Raw genomic sequence first — 15654 nt, 5'->3', positions numbered from 1 at the left:
AGCGCCTTGGTCGGTCGCGGGAGCCGGGAGGCCCGCCGGGACGATGGGTGTATCGCCCGCCAATCTTTGGCGCGGCCTATTCGTTCCCGGGCGCGGGCGGATATCGGGCCCGGCCCGCCCTTCACCAGCCCATCGTGCCGGGGCCGCCCTTGAACGGTCCGGCAAGACGGCTCGTGATCCAGCCGCCGTAGAAGGGGCCGGGCTGCGGCGTGACGACCTCGCCATCGACGAGGCAGCGGTCGAAGGGGCGTGCATAGAAGGCGACGTGGTCGCGCAGGATGCGGAACGCCGCCGTCGGTTCGGGATAGCTCCAGCCGACGCCCGGCAGGACGTCGCCGCCCGCCACCACGTCCCAGTAGACGGCGGCCCCCTTCCATTCGCACAAGGAGGCGCCCGTGGCCCGCCGCAGCACGCCCTCCGCGATGTCCTCCACCGGGATGTAGTAGCTCGGCGGATGGCTGGTCTCGAGCGTTCGCACGGTGCGTCGGCTGTCGGCGATCCGCAGGCCGCGATGCTCGATCACGACATGGGCGTCGCACCGCTCGGCAATGGCGGGCCTCGGGTAGCGCCAGACGCTCTCCCCGCCCGGCGGCACGGGATCGGGCACGGGCCTCATGCGCGCTCCCATCGACGGGCAAGCCCTTGCAGCCTCGGTCGCACGCGCAGAAAGCCGCGAAAAAGCCGCTCCAGGACGGCGAGCGGCAGCGGCGCCCGGAACAGAAGGCCGAGCGGCCGCAGGACGGGCACGGCCCGCCACATAGCGGCGAACGCCGCCGCGCCGCTGAGGATGCGGCCGTTCTCGCGGGCATGGAAGCGCGCGAGAAGCTCGGCCCTGTCGAGCGGACAGTCGGCGGGCCCTTCAGCGGCGGCATCGATGAAGCGGATCGCCCCGCGCCGGTCGAGGCGGCGCATCAGCGCGATCTCGCGGCGGCACAGCGGGCACGATCCGTCGTGCCAGACGGTGAGTTCGGTCATGGCGTCGATATGGGGCGCCGGCGCCGCGCCGCCGCCCCCGCGAACCGCGTGAGCACGAGACTGGGACGACATGACGCTCCGGAGCCAGTTGCCATCGCCGGTGCCGCGACCCGCGACGGCGCGCGGCACTGCGCTATATCGCGCCGCGGAGGCCGGAGCGCGACGATGCGGCGAAGGCGCCTCATCCGAGGATGGCTTGAACCCAGGTCCGACCCTGCCCGGCGCCCTGCGCCGCCTGCACCCCTTCCTGCCGGTTGCGCAGCTTGCCGCCGGGCTCCTCGTGCTCGCGGCGACCGTCCGGCTCGTCGACGGGAGCGGCGTCGCGCGCCGGCTTGCCGGCATCGAGCCCGTGCCCCTCGCGCTCGCCCTTCTCGCCGTGCAGGTCCAGGTCCTCGTTTCCGCGCTGCGCTGGCGCTTCACGGCGGGGCGCCTCGGCCAGGCGCTGCCGCTCGGCCGGGCGGTCGCGGAATACTATCTCGCCAGTCTCCTCAACCAGGTCCTGCCGGGCGGCGTCGCGGGCGACGCGGTACGCGTCCTGCGCTCGTCGCGCGAGCGCGGCGGGGAACGGCGCACGGCTCGCGCCGCGCAGGCGGTGGTGCTGGAGCGGTTGTCGGGGCAGGTCGTGCTTCTGGGCGCGGCGCTGGCGGGCGTCCTTCTCGCACCGCTCGTCTACGGGCGGGACCTGCCGGGGCGATGGACGCCGCTTGTTCTCGCGGGTGTCCTGCTCCTCGCCGTCCTGCTCGGCCTCGCTCTGACCCGCGCAAGGGGCCGGGCGGCGGGGTTCATCGCTACGATGGGCCCGGCGCTCGGCGAGGCGTTCTTCCGGCGCGGGGCGCCGCTCGTGCAGCTCGCGAGCTCGCTCGCCGTGGTGGGCGCCTATCTCGCGGCCTTCGCGCTGGCGGGCGCGGCGGTCGGCGCACCGCTGGGTCTCGGGGCCGCGCTGCTTCTGGTGCCGCTCGTGCTCCTGTCCATGCTGCTGCCAGTCTCGGTCGGCGGCTGGGGCGTGCGCGAGGGCGCGGCCGCCGCGATCCTGCCGGTGGCGGGTCTCGGCGCCCAGGAGGCCGTGGCGGCGAGCCTCGTCTACGGGCTGGCCTCGCTCCTCGGCGCGATGCCCGGACTTCTCGTTCTCCTGCGCTTCGCCGTCGCGCGTCGACGCCGCCGCGCGACGGCCTGACGCTCAGCGCGGCAGGGCGAGGACGTCCCAGTGGCCGACCTCGCAGAACGGCCCCGCCGCGCGCCGTCGCGCCGCCCAGTCCGCGAGCCGTGCCGGCTCGACCGCGCCGGTTTCGGCCACCGCCGCCACGACGCCCTCCAGGAACAGCGCATGAAGGGCCTCGTCGCCCGGCCCGAGACGCCAGGGGCTGCGGGCGAGGCGCACTTCGAAGCCCTGACGCGCGAAGGCCTCGCGCAGCGCTTCCGTCGCCCCGTACCCGAGCGCCGGGCCGAAGCCCTTGTCGCCGGTCTGGTGCCGGTTGAAGGCCGCGACGACCTCGTCGTCCGCTGGGAGCGGCGGGTCCCAGCGCATCGCGCCGTCGTAGTTGAGCGCGGCGTAGAGCGCGACGCGTCGCTCGGCCAGCAGGGCGGCGAGTTCTTCCACGAAGGAACGCGAGGCGAGGTCGAAGAGCGCCGAGGCGGTGACCAGCCGCGCGCCCTCGATCTCGGACGCGGACAGGCGCGTCAGATCGGCCTCGACACGCTCCACCGCCCCGAACCCGGACAGGCGCGACGCGGCGGCCTCCAGAAGGCGCGGGTCGTTGTCGACGAGGCGCCAGCGCGCGGCTTCCGCAAGGGAGCCGAAGGCGCGCAGCGTGGAGCCCGTGCCCGAGCCGAGGTCGACCGCGAGCGGCGCCTCGCCGCCCGCCGCGAGATAGGCGGCGGCGGCTCGGAGGAGCGCCCCGTCGCGGGCCGCGTGGTCGGCGCGCTCGCGCAGGTCGAGCCAGCGCGTGTCGAAGCCGCTCATCGGATCGCCTCCAGGGTTCGGGACAGGATCGCGGCCGAGGCCGCCCAGCCCGGCAGAGCGCGCGAGGCGGCCAGGGCGCCGGCCGACAGGCGCGCGCGAAGCGGCGCGTCGTCGAGAAGACGCGCGAGCGCGCTCGAAAAGGCCGGCGCGTCACGCGGCGGCACGAGAAGACCGGCCTCGGGCGGCACGACCTCGGGCACCGCGCCGCCCGCGCAGCCGACCACGGGCAGGGCGTGCGCCATGGCCTCGGCAAAGGCCATGCCGTAGCCCTCGAAGCGCGAGGGCAGGGCGAAGAGGTCGGCGCGCCGGTATTCCGCCTCGATATCAGCGACCGCGCCGGGAACCTCGATGCGCCCGGCAAGGCCGGCGTTTGCGATCCGCTCGCGCAGCCGGCGCGCGGTCGCCGGGTCGGCCGTGTCGCTGCCCACGATCCGGCAGCGCCACGGGCGGCCGCGCAAGGGGCCGAGCGCATCGACCAGCACCGCGTGGTCCTTGCGCTCGATCAGCGCGGCGACGCAGAGGATCAGGGGCTCGGCGCTCCCGCCGCGAGGCGCGGCTGCGGCCACGGGCTCGGTGCCCGGCGGCACGACAGTGATGCGCTCCACGCCCACGCCGAACTCGGCCGCAAGGCGGGCGCGCGTCGTTTGGCTGGTCGAGACGACGGCGCGCGCGTGGCGCAGCGCCTCCCGCTCGCTCGAGCGCAGCCGCTCGGCGGCCTCCGGCGCAAGGCCTTCCTCCAGCGCGAGCGGATGGTGCACGAGCGCGACGAGACGCAGGCGGCTCGCCTCGGCGCTCGCCAGACGCGGCAGGGCACCGAAGGCGAGGCCGTCGACAAGGACGAGCGTCCCGTCCGGCAGGGCCGCGAACGCCTCGTCGCTCGCGCGCAGGTCCGCCTCGGCCGGAAACGGAAAGGCGGCCGGCAGCGCAAGCACGTCGACCGCCCAGCCGAGGCGGCCGAGTTCACCGATCATGCGCCGGTCGTAGCCGTAGCCCCCGCTGGGGGCGGAAAGGTCGCCGGGAATGGCGAAGACGAGGCGGCGGCCCTTCGGCTCGCTCAAAGCGCGGCCTCGTACCAGGCCCGCGCGACATGGCTCTCGTGCAGCGTGACGCGCACGCGCTCGATGCGCCGGCCGCCGGGGCCGAAGTCGCCCTGGGCGATGCGCCCGGCCAGCGCGTCGAAGACGTGGCGCGCCAGCACCTCCGTTGTCGTGACGCGGCCCTTGAAGACGGGCAGTTCGTCGAGGTTCTGGTAGTTTAGGGGAGCGATCACCTCGCGAAGGACCGTGGTCGCGAGGCCGATGTCGACGCCGAGGCCGTCCTCGTCGACGTCGGAGGTGAAGAAGGCGGCATCCACCACGAAGGTCGCCCCGTGCATGCCCTGCGCCGGCCCGAAGACGGGCCGCGCGAGGCTGTGGGCGATCATCATGTGGTCACGGACTTCGACGGCGTACATGCTTGGGCCTCGGGTCGGGAGAGGGGAGGGATGAGGAAGCCCGCCCGTCAGGCGGGGTAGCGGATGCGGTGGCACAGGGTGCCGGGGTCGGCGAGAATCGAAGCGTAGTCGCGGTCGAGCCGCTCGAACGGCGTCTCGCCCGAAAAGAGTTGGTCGAGGGCGGGGTCGGCCAGAAGCGACAGCGCCTTTTCCAGGCGGCGCCGCGTCGTCCAGCGCGCCCGGCGGTGCGCCGGCACGTGGCTGACCTGCGAGGAGACGATCTCGAGGCGCCGCGCGTGGAAGGCGCCGCCAAGCGGCATCTCCACCGGGGCCGCGCCGAACCAGCTCGCCTCCACGACGCGCGCCTCGAAGCCGGCGCAGCCGAGCGCCACCGTGACCCCGGACGGGTGGCCGGAGGCGTGGATCACCACGTCGCAGTCGGACGGCGCGTCCTCGGGCGCCACCGCCGCGCAGGGCCAGCCGGAGAGATAGGCCCGCCGCGCCGCGCTCGGATCCACCAGGACGACCTCTGTGCCGGGAACGCGCGCGGCGAGCGTGGCGACGAGGCATCCGACGAGGCCCGCGCCGATCACCCCCACGCGGTCGCCGGGCTCGACCCGGGCGTCCCAGAGCGTGTTCAGCGCCGTTTCCATGAAGGGCGCGAGAACGGCGCGTTCGGGCGGCACCTCGTCCGGTACCACGTGAAGCATCTCGGGCGGCGCGCGGAAGCGGTCCTGATGGGGATGGAGGCAGAAGACCGTGCGGCCGCGCAGCGGCTCGGGGCCGCTCTCCACCACGCCGACGGCGCTGTAGCCGTATTTCACGGGAAACGTGAAGGCGCCCTCCTGAAGCGGGGCGCGCATCCGCTCGTGTTCGGACGGAGGAACGAGGCCCGCGAAGACGAGGCGTTCCGTGCCCCGGCTGACGGCACCGAACAGCGTGCGGACCCGGCAGTCCGCCGTCCCGGGCAAGCCCGCGCCGCCGCGACGCAGTTCGGCCCGTCCCGCGGCGGTGATCCAGAGCGCCGTCGCGCCGTCCTTGTCCCCGTCCTGCGTGGCGATGATTCCCATCCTCCACTTGTGCCGCTTCTCGCCGCGAAGAACCGGCGGCGTTCCGCATTCGGCGGGATCGACCGTAGGGCGCCCTGCGACCGAACGTCTCCCGCTCGCGAAGTCGTTTAGGCGGCTATCTGGATAAGCCGCCCGCGTCGTCTAGCTGTCATAACTCAGCCGCGAGAACCATTCGCACTGGGCGGCGCGGTTCGGGTGCAGGAGTAGCAGTTCATGGGCAAGGGCAGCACGGACATCCTGTTCGACCCGGCCGACCGTCGTCTCGAAACGGCGAGGATCAACAGCGAACGCGCCGTTTCCGAGCTTCGGTACGGGCGGCCCGTTCTTCTGGAAGCGGAGACGGGAACCGTCGCGGTCCTGGCGCTGGACTGCGCGGCGCCGGACGACTTGCTGCGCTTCCTCTGCTCCGACCCCGGCTCCGTCAGCCTGTTCCTCACCGCGCACCGCGCCCGGGCGCTCGGGCTGTCGACGCTCGGGCCCGTCGCGCTCGCGGTCGGGTCGGCCGACTTCGATGCGCTGTCGCGCGTCGCCTTCGGTACGAAGGCGAAAACCGATGCGGAATGGCGGCCGGCACCCGAATGGTCGTGCCTGTCCGATCTCGCCCGTCTGGCGCTGATCCTGCCCGTGTTCCTGTGCCGGCCGGCCACGGCGCGCGACGAGGCCTTTGCGGGCTGCCTGTCGCTCGGCGTGTCGGATCTGCGCGAGGCGATGGGTCTTGATGCGCGCTTCAGCGAGATCGCCCGCACCCGCGTACCCCTGCGCGACATCGCCGCCGAGACGCGCTTCGTCGTCTTCCGGGGCGGCCTCGCCCAGCGCGACCAGCTCGCCATCGTGGTGGGCGAGCCCGACGCGTCCCGGCCCGTGCCGGTGCGCATCCACTCCTCCTGCATCACGGGCGATCTCTTTGCCTCGCTGAAATGCGACTGCGGCGACCAGCTGCGCGAGGGCCTGCAACTCATCGCCCAGCGCGGCGGCGGGGTTCTCCTTTATCTCGACCAGGAGGGACGCGGCACGGGGCTCGCGGCGAAGATGCGGGCCTACGGTCTCCAGCACGAGGGCTTCGACACGATCGACGCCGACGCCGAGCTTGGCTTCGAGGCGGACGGGCGCCGCTACGGCGCGGCGGTCGCCATGCTGCGGGGCCTCGGCATCGGCTCGGTGGAACTCCTCACCAACAATCCCGCTAAGATCGCCGCGCTGCGGGAGGCCGGGATCGAGGTGCAAGCCCGCACGGCGGTGCTGGGCGCCGTCACGGCGGAGAACCGGAACTATCTCGTGACCAAGGCGCGGCGCGCGGGCCATCTCCTCGACTGGCCGGCGATCGCCGCCAAGCACGGTTGACGGCCATGGTGGCCGATCCCTTCCATGCGACGGTCCGGCGGGGCGCGCTCGTCCTCCCGCCCCTGCGGCTGGGCTCCTCGCCGCTGGCCGGCGCGCTCGCGAGTCTTGGCGCGACGGCCTTGCTGGTTCTCGCCGCCAGCCTCGGCCTCGTCGCGGGTCTCGGCACTTCCTGGTCGACCGCTCCGCTCGCGCTCCTTCTCTTTCTTCCGATCGGCTTTCTCGTCTTCCGCTTCCTCGACGCCCACCCGCACCATCGCTTCGGTCCGGCCAATGCCGTCACGGTGCTGCGCGGCGGCATGGCGGCGGTGATCGGCACCTTCGTCTGGGAATACGAGCGCCTGGAGGGGGCCGGCGGCGAGCCCCTTCTCCTTGGGCTGGTGGGGGCGACGCTCGTCGCCTTGGCGCTGGACGGCGTGGACGGCATGCTCGCCCGGCGCACCGGCCTCGTCTCGCGCTTCGGCGAGCGGTTCGACATGGAGACCGACGCCTTCCTGATCCTGGTCCTGTGCGCACTCGCCTATGCGAGCGGCAAGGCCGGGGCCTTCGTGATGCTGATCGGCCTGATGCGCTACGGCTTCTGCCTCTGGGCAAGCGTGGACGAAAGGCTGCGCCGCCCGCTCGCGCCCTCGTTCCGGCGAAAGGCCGTGTGCGTGCTCCAGATCGCGCTTCTCTGCCTCGTCCTCGTGCCGCTGGTTCCTCCCGCCACCTCGAACGGGCTGGCGGCCGCCGCGTTTCTCGCGCTCGCGTGGTCCTTCGAGGTGGACATCGCGGCGCTCCTGCGAGGGTCCGCGTGAGCGCCGCCGTTCTCAGCCGCCTCGGCGTCGAGCCTGCCACGCTCGGCCTCTGGCGCTCGATCCTCGTTTATCGCGGGCAGTTCTGGCGGCGGCGTGCGCTGGAGCGCTTCTTCCGCACGATGGTCGCACCCGGCGACCTCGCCTTCGACATCGGCGCCCATGTCGGCAACCGGTCTCAGGCGCTGGCCCGCGCGGGCGCGCGCGTCGTCGCCTTCGAGCCGCAGCCGCGCCTGGCCGCCTATCTGGAGCGCCGCGTCGCGGGCGGGCCGATCCGCCTCGACCGCCGCGCGGTGGGCGCAAGGCCGGGGCGGGCGGTGCTCGCCATCTCGCCGCGCCATCCCACCGTCTCGACGCTCTCGGCCGACTGGCGACGGCGGGTCGGCGAGGACGCGGGGTTTCGCGGCGTCGAGTGGAACGAGCGGGCCGAGGTCGAGATCGCGACGCTGGACGACCTGATCGCCGAATACGGCGAGCCGGCCTTCTGCAAGATCGACGTGGAAGGGCACGAGGCGGAGGTGCTGGCCGGCCTGTCGCGCCCCTTGCGCTTGCTCGCCTTCGAATACACGCCGGCCACGCTCGACATCGCCGAGCGGTGCCTTGAGCACCTCGCCGCGCTCGGACCCTATCGCTTCAACCTCGTCGTCGGCGAGAGCCTCCGCTTTCGCCGAGCCGAGTGGCTGCCGCCCGCCGCCTTCCGCGCCGCTCTCGCCGAGGAAGCGGGCCGCAACAGCCGGTCCGGCGATGTCTACGCGCGCCTTGAGGCACCGCACCGGTGAGGGGCGAGCCGGCGGTGGGAGAGGCGATGCGACCCGCATCGGCGGTGCGGCGGGGCACCGACGCCCGGTCGGCCGCGCGCGCGGCGGTCGGGCTCGCGCTGCTTCTGGCCGCGCTCGCCCTGCCGGAGCGGCCGGGCGCGGCGGAATGGGGGCGCGTTCCCGTGGAATGGTTCTGGGCCGTGGGTCTCCTGGCGCTCGGGCGCGGGCGCGCCTTCGCGCTCCTGGCCGCGCTGCTCCTTGCCGTGTCGGGCGTGACGACGCTCCTGAAGCTTGCCGACTGGGGAACGCTTCTCGCCTTTTCGCGACCCTTCGACCCCGTGACCGACGGCCCGATCGCGGCGGCCGGCTGGCAACTCCTGTCGGGCACGCTCGGCATGGGGCGGGCGGCGCTGGTTCTGGGCGGAGCCGTCCTTCTCTTCCTCCTCGCGCTCGCCGCCGCCGCCTGGGGCCTGACGGGCCTGCGCCGGCTGGACGGGCGGGCGCGGCGGCTTCTCGCCGCCGGCGGCCTCGGCCTCGGGGCCGTGACGTCCATCCTGCTCCTCCTGGCACCCGCAAGTGCGGGACGCCCGCCGCTGTCGGCCGATCTCGAGCCCTATCTCGTCGCCAAGGCCAGCGGGATGGGGCGCTCGCTGGCGGCGCGCGCCGCCTTCGAGCGGGAACTGCTCGACGATCCCCTGCGCGAGGCGCCGCCCCCGGGCCTTCTTTCGGCGCTGGCCGGGCACGACGTCCTCGTGCTCTTCGTGGAGTCCTACGGCCGCAGCGCGGTCGAGGCGCCGGATTACGCGGGACCCACCGTCCGCCGCCTGCGAACGGTCGAGCGGGACCTTGCCGCCGCCGGGATCGGCGCGCGCAGCGGCTGGATGCGCTCACCCGTCTCGGGCGGCCAGAGCTGGCTCGCCCACGGCACGCTCCTGTCGGGCCTCTGGGTCGACAATCAGGCGCGCTACGCCGGCCTGATCGCGAGCGGGCGCGAGAGCCTCAACCGCTTGTTTCACACGGCGGGATGGCGCACGGTCGCCGTCATGCCGGCGATCACCATGCCCTGGCCGGAGGCCGAATGGTTCGGCTACGACGAGGTGCGGGCGGCCTGGAATCTCGGTTACCGGGGCCTGCCGTTCAACTGGGTGACCATGCCCGACCAGTTCACCCTCCGGCGGATCGGCGACGTCCTGGCGGCCTCGCCCGCGCCCGTGATGGTCGAGGCGGCCCTGATCTCCAGCCATGCGCCCTGGACCCCGGTTCCCCGGATGGTGCCGTGGGAGGAGGTCGGCGACGGGCGCGTCTTCGACGCGCAGGCCCGCTCGGGCGAGGCGCCCGACGTCCTCTGGCGCGATCCCGCCAAGGTCCGCCGGAACTATGCGCTGACCATCGACTACGCCTTGGAGGCCGTCGGCTCGTTCGTGGCGCGCGGCGGCCGGAACGCCGTGACCCTGGTGCTCGGCGACCACCAGCCGGCCGAGATCGTGACGGGCCCGGGCGCCTCGCGCGATGTTCCCTTCCATATCCTGTCGGGCGACCCGGCGGTTCTCGCCCGTCTCGACGCGCTGGGGCTGACCAGCGGCATGGTGCCGGCCGGCGACGTGCCGAGCTTTCCCATGAGCGAGTTCCGCGAGCGCTTCGTGCGCGCGATGAGCGAGAGCCCGGCGGGGGCCTCGTGACCGGCACGCCGTTTCAGGTCCGCGATGCCGTGTGGCGCGACCTTCTCGCTCTGCGGCGCGGCGAGGGGCCGGGCGCCGAGCACGCGTGGGACCCGGCCTGGGCGCTCTACGAGCCGATCGCGCGGCGAAGGGCGACCTCCTTCGTGGTGGCGCAGGTCGGCCAGAGCCTCGACGGGCGCGTGGCCACGGTGGACGGCGACGCCGCGCCCATCTCCGGGCCGGACGGCTTTGCCCATCTCCACCGTCTGCGCGCGCTCGCCGATGCGGTGATCGTGGGGGCGGGCTGCGTCGTGGCGGACGACCCTCGCCTGACCGTGCGCGAGGTCGAGGGACCCTCGCCCGCGCGCGTCGTGATCGACCCGAGCGGGCGCGTGCCGGCCGGCGCCAAGTGTGTGGCGGGGGTGGGTGGGGCGATCCTCGTTCGCGCCGAGGACTGCGCGGCGACGGAGGACGGCGCGAGCCTCCGCCTGCCGCGCGAGGCGGACGGGCGGCTCTGCCCGCGCGCGCTTCTGGCGGCGCTCGCCGATCGTGGGCTGCGCACGATCCTCGTCGAGGGCGGGGCGGCGACGATCCGCCACTTCCTCCAGGCGGGGCTCGTCGACCGGCTCCATGTGACGGTCGCCCCGATCATCATCGGCTCGGGCGCGCCGGGGCTCCTCCTCGATCCCGTCTCGCACCTTTCGGAGGCGCTGCGACCGCGATGCCGCGTGACGCCGCTCGGCAGCGACACGCTGTTCGACTGTGCGTTCGATCGCGGTCCGGTCGAACCCTCCCGCGCGCCATCCGCCTGACGGCGCGACGGGCCGCCTTTGGCGAGTGGCCGTTTCGCGAGCCGCCCGGAACTGATAGGCCGGCGGACGGCAGCGGCGGCGCTGGACAAGGCCGTCTTCCCTCCGTAACTTGTATACATTTATCACTTGCGGAGGGCTGAATGACCGCAGCATTGAACGAGCAGGCCAAGGGCGTCTACGTGATCGCGGTGACGCCGTTCACCGAGTCCGGCGCGGTGGACATCGCCTCGATCGACCGCATGGTGGACTTCTACGAGGAGGCCGGGGTCGACGGGCTGACGGTCCTGGGGCAGCTCGGCGAGGCGCCCAAGCTCACGGCGGCCGAATCGCGCGAGGTGGTGGAGCGGGTGCTGCACCGGCTCCAGGGTCGCCTGCCGGTCGTTGTCGGCGTCTCGGCACCGGGTCTCGCCCCGATGCGCGAGCTGGCCGACGCGGTGATGGGCGCGGGCGCGGCCGGCGTCATGGTGCTGCCGCCCTGGACGCTGCGCACCGACGACCAGATCCACGGTTTCTACCGCTCTGTGGGCGAGGCGCTGGGCGACACGCCCTTCGTGCTGCAGGACTATCCGCTCACCACCAACGTCCAGATCTCGCCCGGCGTCATCGAGCGCATCGTGCGCGACGTGCCGACTTGCGTGATGCTGAAGCACGAGGACTGGCCGGGTCTGGCCAAGATCGGCGCCCTTCGCGCCGCGTCCGATGCGGGACGCATGCGCCGCATCTCGATCCTGTGCGGCAATGGCGGCCTGTTCCTGCCCGAGGAGATGGAGCGCGGCGCGGACGGCGCGATGACCGGCTTCTGCTTCCCGGAGATGATGGTCGGCGTCTGCCGCCTGTTCGCGTCCGGCGAGCGCGAGGCGGCGCACCGGCTGTTTGCCGCCTACCTGCCGCTCGCGCGCTACGAGCAGCAGCAAGGTCTGGGTCTGGCCGTGCGCAAGTACGTTCTCGCCAAGCGCGGCGTGATCGGCTCGGCCAAGCTGCGCGCGCCTAGCCCGGCGCTCTCTGCTGCCGACGTCGCCGACGTCGAGCGCCTGCTCGCCGCGCAGGAGCGGCGCCTCGCCGAGATCGGCGCCTAAGCCGCGCCGGCGAGCTCCTGCGACAGGGCCCAGGCGTCGAGCCTCTGCCCGCTGAGCGCCTGCGGACGCTCGGCCGAGAGGTGGCGGAAGGCCGGCGCGAGGCGCGCCGGCTCCACCCAGCGCCCTTTCATCTCGGGCGCGTAGTTGCGCTCCGACATGGGGGTGTGCATCGGCATGCCGGGCGTGATCGTGACCGAGGCGATGCCGTGCGGCGCGCCGGCCTCGGCCATCGACTTCGAGAAGCCTTCCAACCCGTGCTTGGCCGCGCAATAGGCGGCCTCGTCGCCAAAACCCATGATGCCCGAGCGCGACGAGACATAGACCAGCATCCCGCCGCCGCGCCGCGCCATGCCCGGCCATACGGCCTGCGTCAGGAGAAAGGCGGCCTGGAGCCCGACGTCGAGCGTGCGCCGGAAGCCCTCCAGCGTTTCCCGCTCGAAGGCGACCGGGTTGAGGATCGCGGCGTTGTGGATCAGCGTGTCGGTCTCGCCGACCGCATTCCCGAACTCGCGCAGGGCACGGAGCGTGCTCTCGGCATCCGACAGGTCGGCCACCGCGAAGCGTGCTCCGGACCCGCAGTCGCGCGCGACCGCGTCGAGACCCTCGGCGTCGCGGTCGATCAGCAGGAGCCTCGCGCCCGCTTCGGCCAGGTCGCGCGCGATCGCGGCGCCCAGGCCCTGCGCGGCGCCCGTCAGGAGAACGGTCTGCGGCTCGTGTCGGGTCGCGCTCATCGGGGCTCCTCGGCCAAATCGATCCATCGCCGCTCGACCGTGGAGCGGTGGACGGCGTCGAGCACGCGCTGGTTCGCCACGCCGTCCGCGAAGGTGGCGCCCTCGCGCAACGGGCGGCCCTCGCGGATCGCCGCCGTCAGCTCGCGCAGCGCCGCCACCACCGACACGTTCCAGATGCCTTTGTTGAGCCCTGCCAGTCCCGCGTTGGGGTCGTCCTGCGTCTCGTCCTGGAACGGGCCGCCGCCGCGAGAGATCAGAAGGCGTTCGGTCTCGTTGTCGAGCGTCGCCGTTCCGCGCGAGCCGAAGACCTCGGTCCGGTTGCCCATGTTGGACGCCGCGACGCCGCTCATGAAGACCTGCGCGAGCGCGCCGTTCGCCATCTCCAGCGTGAGGTGAGAGAGGTCGTCGGCATCGGCCCGCCACGCCTCGCCGGTCCGCTTGTCGACGCGATCGGGAACGAGCGTCAGCGCCTGGCCGACAACCGAGCGCACGGGCCCGAGCCACCAGCGCAGGAGGTCGACCTGATGCGAACCGTTGGCGCCGAGGCGCCCGCCGCCGTGGCTCTTCAGCGACCACCAGTCGCCCTTCGGCCGGCTTGCGGGATCAGCCCAGGAGGAACCGATGTTGGCTATGTTGACGTGGCGGATCTCGCCGAGCTCGCCCTCCCGGATGAGGCGGGCGAGGTGGCGCCGGTTGGGATTGAAGCGCAGCTCGTGGTCGATCATGCCGAGCCGCCCGGCCGCCCGCTGCGCCGCCAGCATGGCTTCGGCCTCTTGCGCGTCCAGCGCCGTCGGCTTCTCGCACAGGACGTGGGCGCCGCGCGCCAGCGCCTCCAGTGTCATCGGCGCGTGGAGGTCGGCGGGCGTGGCGATGAGCGCGAGGTCCAGCCGCTCCTCGGCCAGCATGGCGCGCCAGTCGTCGGTCGCGCGGGGGATCGCGAAGGCCCGGGCGGCCTCCGTCGCGCTCTCCAGCCGGCTCGATGCGAGCGCGACGACCTCGGCGCCCTCGACGTGCCGGAGCGCGGGAAGATAGGCGGCGCGTGCAAAGCTCGCGCCGATGATGCCGATGCGCATGGGGTCTCCCGTCAGCCGGTGGTCTTGAGGCGGGGGTCGAGGAAGTCCCGCAACCAGTCGCCCAGGATGTTGAAGGACAGGACGGTCAGGACGATCGCCATGCCGGGATAGAAGGCGAGCCACCACTTGTTGGCGAGAAGCTGGTCGCGGCTCTCGGCCAGCATCGAGCCCCAGGTCGGAACGGACGGCGGCACGCCGAGCCCGAGAAACGAGAGCGAGGCCTCCGACAGGATGACGCTCGCCACGTTGAACGAGGCGATCACGGTGAGCGGGGCGACGATGTTGGGCAGGATCGTGCGGAAGATCACCGAGACCGTGCGGTCGCCGAGCGCGCGCGCCGCCTCGACATATTCCTTCTCGCGCAAGGAGAGCGTCTGCGCCCGCACGATGCGGGCATAGGTCACCCATTGTCCGATACCGAGCACGATGATGATGTTGACGACGCCCGGCCCCAGCACCACCAGGAACATGATGGCGAGGAGAATGAAGGGAAAGGCGAGCTGGATGTCGCCGAGCCGCATCACGACGTCGTCCACCCAGCCGCCGAAATAGCCGGCGAGCAGCCCCGCGACGGTGCCGATCGTGCCGCCCACCAGGATCGCGCAGATGCCGACCAGGAGCGAGACCCGCGCGCCGTAGAGAAGACGCGACAGGACGTCCCGGCCGAGCCCGTCGGTGCCCAGGAGATAGGTCCCGCCGCGCCGCGCCTCGGTCATCGGGTCGGCGAGGCGCAACATGATGTTCTGCCGGTTCGGATCGAAGGGCGAGACCTGCGGCCCGAACAGGGCGGCGAAGACCACCACGGCGAGGATCGCGACGGCGACCAGCGGCCAGCGGGCGCCGACCATGGAGCGCACCGCGCGCCGCATCGCCTGCCGGCGGGTGGGCGGCGGCAGGAGCGAGGGCGCGGGCGCCTGCGCCTCGACGGTCGCCGGGGGGAGGGCCTCGACGGTCATGACTGGAACCCCTTCACAGTTTCACACGCGGGTCGATGCGCGCGTAGACGAGGTCCACCACGAGGTTCAGCGCGATGAAGACCACGGCCAGCACGATCACGGCCGCCTGGACCACGGGAATGTCGCGCTGGTTGATGGCGTTGAAGATGAGGCGCCCGATGCCGGGCCAGGAGAAGACCATCTCCACCACGACGACGCCGCCGAGAAGAAAGCCGAACTCGAGGCCCACCATGGTGACCACCGGCAGCCAGGCGTTGCGCAGGGCGTGGTGGACGACGACGCGCCATTCCGAGAGGCCCTTGGATCGGGCCGTGCGCACGAAGTCCTGGCCCAGCACCTCCAGCATGGAGGAGCGCACGAGCCGGGCGTTGCGCGAGAGCGAATAGAAGCCCACCGCCACGCCCGGCATGACGAGATAGTAGAGCGCCTGCGGCAGCTGCCGGAAGGCCTCGACGACATGCCCTTCCAGAAGCGGCATCAGGAAGGGCACGTGGCCCGAGATCGGGAACCAGCGCAGCTGGAGGCCGAGGATCATGATCATCATGATGCCGAGCCAGAAGGAGGGGATGGACTGGCCGAGCATGCCGAGCGTCATGATCGAGCCGTCCACCGAGGTGCCACGGTTCAGCGCGGCGAAGACGCCGAGCGGGATGGCGAGCCCGATCGCGAAGATCATGGCGAAGAGCGTCAGCTCGATCGTGGCGGGCAGGGCTTCCAGCACCGGCTCGATCGCCGGTCGCTTGAAGGCGAGCGAGGTGCCGAAGTCGCCCTGCACGAGGCGGCCGACGAAGGACAGGTACTGCTCGGGCAGCGGGCGGTCGAAGCCGAGCGCGGCGCGGGTCTGCTGGATCTCCGCCTCGCTCGCCCGCTCCGAGACGTAGAGGTAGGTCGGGTCGCCCCCGATCTGGAGCGCCACGAAGGTGATCGCGGTGACGCCCACGATCACGATCAGGCTCTGGAGGAGGCGGCGGACGAGGAAGGTCCCCATCAGGCGCTGTCCCCCTGCCGGACGCGGCCGGCC

The 15654-nt window shown here is 72.8% G+C and carries 17 protein-coding genes; 7 read left to right on the top strand and 10 right to left on the bottom strand.

Annotated features, from left to right (window positions below; all coding sequences use genetic code 11):
- Window positions 1-121: 121 nt before the first annotated feature.
- Window positions 122-616 (bottom strand): DUF427 domain-containing protein, encoded by a 495-nt coding sequence (locus AUL35_RS07540; protein WP_062013621.1) that lies wholly within the window; start codon window positions 614-616, stop codon window positions 122-124.
- Window positions 613-1047, bottom strand: a complete 435-nt coding sequence (locus tag AUL35_RS07535; protein ID WP_244493695.1) for a thiol-disulfide oxidoreductase DCC family protein — start codon at window positions 1045-1047, stop codon at window positions 613-615. Before AUL35_RS07535 ends, AUL35_RS07540 begins: the two co-directional genes overlap by 4 nt.
- 124 nt (window positions 1048-1171) lie before the next feature.
- On the opposite strand from AUL35_RS07535, the gene AUL35_RS07530 reads away from it, so the two are divergent.
- Entirely contained in the window at window positions 1172-2149 is a 978-nt protein-coding gene (locus AUL35_RS07530) for a lysylphosphatidylglycerol synthase transmembrane domain-containing protein (RefSeq protein WP_062013619.1), read from the top strand.
- A 3-nt stretch (window positions 2150-2152) separates the two neighbouring features.
- Here AUL35_RS07530 and AUL35_RS07525 read toward each other — a convergent pair whose 3' ends face one another.
- Genes AUL35_RS07525 through AUL35_RS07510 form a run of 4 tightly spaced genes read right to left on the bottom strand, consistent with a single transcriptional unit; the run spans window position 2153 to window position 5437 of the window.
- Window positions 2153-2935: a class I SAM-dependent methyltransferase gene (locus AUL35_RS07525; RefSeq protein ID WP_062013618.1), complete on the bottom strand. Its 783-nt coding sequence runs from the start codon at window positions 2933-2935 to the stop codon at window positions 2153-2155.
- Complete coding sequence (locus tag AUL35_RS07520; RefSeq protein ID WP_062013616.1) at window positions 2932-3993, bottom strand: glycosyltransferase family 4 protein; 1062 nt, start codon at window positions 3991-3993, stop codon at window positions 2932-2934. The genes AUL35_RS07525 and AUL35_RS07520 overlap by 4 nt, the downstream gene beginning before the upstream one ends.
- A complete protein-coding gene (locus AUL35_RS07515; protein ID WP_062013614.1) occupies window positions 3990-4388 on the bottom strand; it encodes a 6-carboxytetrahydropterin synthase in 399 nt (132 codons plus the stop codon). Before AUL35_RS07515 ends, AUL35_RS07520 begins: the two co-directional genes overlap by 4 nt.
- 47 nt (window positions 4389-4435) lie before the next feature.
- Window positions 4436-5437, bottom strand: coding sequence for a zinc-binding alcohol dehydrogenase (locus AUL35_RS07510; RefSeq protein ID WP_062013612.1), 1002 nt, complete (start codon window positions 5435-5437; stop codon window positions 4436-4438).
- Between the two features lie 213 nt (window positions 5438-5650).
- On the opposite strand from AUL35_RS07510, the gene ribA reads away from it, so the two are divergent.
- The 6 genes from ribA to AUL35_RS07480 all read left to right on the top strand — a co-directional run bounded on the left by ribA (window position 5651) and on the right by AUL35_RS07480 (window position 11873).
- Complete coding sequence (ribA, locus tag AUL35_RS07505) at window positions 5651-6778, top strand: GTP cyclohydrolase II RibA (protein WP_062013610.1); 1128 nt, start codon at window positions 5651-5653, stop codon at window positions 6776-6778.
- A 5-nt stretch (window positions 6779-6783) separates the two neighbouring features.
- On the top strand, window positions 6784-7572 hold the full coding sequence (locus tag AUL35_RS07500) for a CDP-alcohol phosphatidyltransferase family protein (protein ID WP_062013608.1): 789 nt from the start codon (window positions 6784-6786) through the stop codon (window positions 7570-7572).
- Complete coding sequence (locus tag AUL35_RS07495) at window positions 7569-8348, top strand: FkbM family methyltransferase (RefSeq protein WP_062013606.1); 780 nt, start codon at window positions 7569-7571, stop codon at window positions 8346-8348. The genes AUL35_RS07500 and AUL35_RS07495 overlap by 4 nt, the downstream gene beginning before the upstream one ends.
- 26 nt (window positions 8349-8374) lie before the next feature.
- Window positions 8375-10006, top strand: coding sequence for a hypothetical protein (locus tag AUL35_RS22890; RefSeq protein WP_062013604.1), 1632 nt, complete (start codon window positions 8375-8377; stop codon window positions 10004-10006).
- Window positions 10003-10797 (top strand): RibD family protein, encoded by a 795-nt coding sequence (locus AUL35_RS22885; protein WP_062013602.1) that lies wholly within the window; start codon window positions 10003-10005, stop codon window positions 10795-10797. Before AUL35_RS22890 ends, AUL35_RS22885 begins: the two co-directional genes overlap by 4 nt.
- A gap of 140 nt (window positions 10798-10937) precedes the next feature.
- A complete protein-coding gene (locus AUL35_RS07480) occupies window positions 10938-11873 on the top strand; it encodes a dihydrodipicolinate synthase family protein (protein WP_062013600.1) in 936 nt (311 codons plus the stop codon).
- Here AUL35_RS07480 and AUL35_RS07475 read toward each other — a convergent pair.
- The 4 genes from AUL35_RS07475 to AUL35_RS07460 are packed head-to-tail and all read right to left on the bottom strand — an operon-like array spanning window position 11870 to window position 15621.
- Window positions 11870-12604: an SDR family NAD(P)-dependent oxidoreductase gene (locus tag AUL35_RS07475; protein ID WP_062013598.1), complete on the bottom strand. Its 735-nt coding sequence runs from the start codon at window positions 12602-12604 to the stop codon at window positions 11870-11872. The genes AUL35_RS07480 and AUL35_RS07475 overlap by 4 nt on opposite strands.
- The gene (locus tag AUL35_RS07470; protein WP_062013596.1) at window positions 12601-13677 is read right to left on the bottom strand and encodes a Gfo/Idh/MocA family protein; all 1077 of its coding nucleotides are present in this window, start codon (window positions 13675-13677) and stop codon (window positions 12601-12603) included. The genes AUL35_RS07475 and AUL35_RS07470 overlap by 4 nt, the downstream gene beginning before the upstream one ends.
- A gap of 11 nt (window positions 13678-13688) precedes the next feature.
- On the bottom strand, window positions 13689-14633 hold the full coding sequence (locus AUL35_RS07465) for an ABC transporter permease (protein WP_244493694.1): 945 nt from the start codon (window positions 14631-14633) through the stop codon (window positions 13689-13691).
- Between the two features lie 13 nt (window positions 14634-14646).
- Window positions 14647-15621, bottom strand: coding sequence for an ABC transporter permease (locus tag AUL35_RS07460; protein ID WP_062013594.1), 975 nt, complete (start codon window positions 15619-15621; stop codon window positions 14647-14649).
- Window positions 15622-15654: the final 33 nt, after the last annotated feature.

This window comes from Aureimonas sp. AU4 (assembly GCF_001463765.1).
Taxonomy (GTDB): Bacteria; Pseudomonadota; Alphaproteobacteria; order Rhizobiales; family Rhizobiaceae; genus Aureimonas.
The sequence above is the reverse complement of the archived record's forward strand: the minus strand, read 5'-3'. Positions and strand labels throughout refer to the sequence as shown.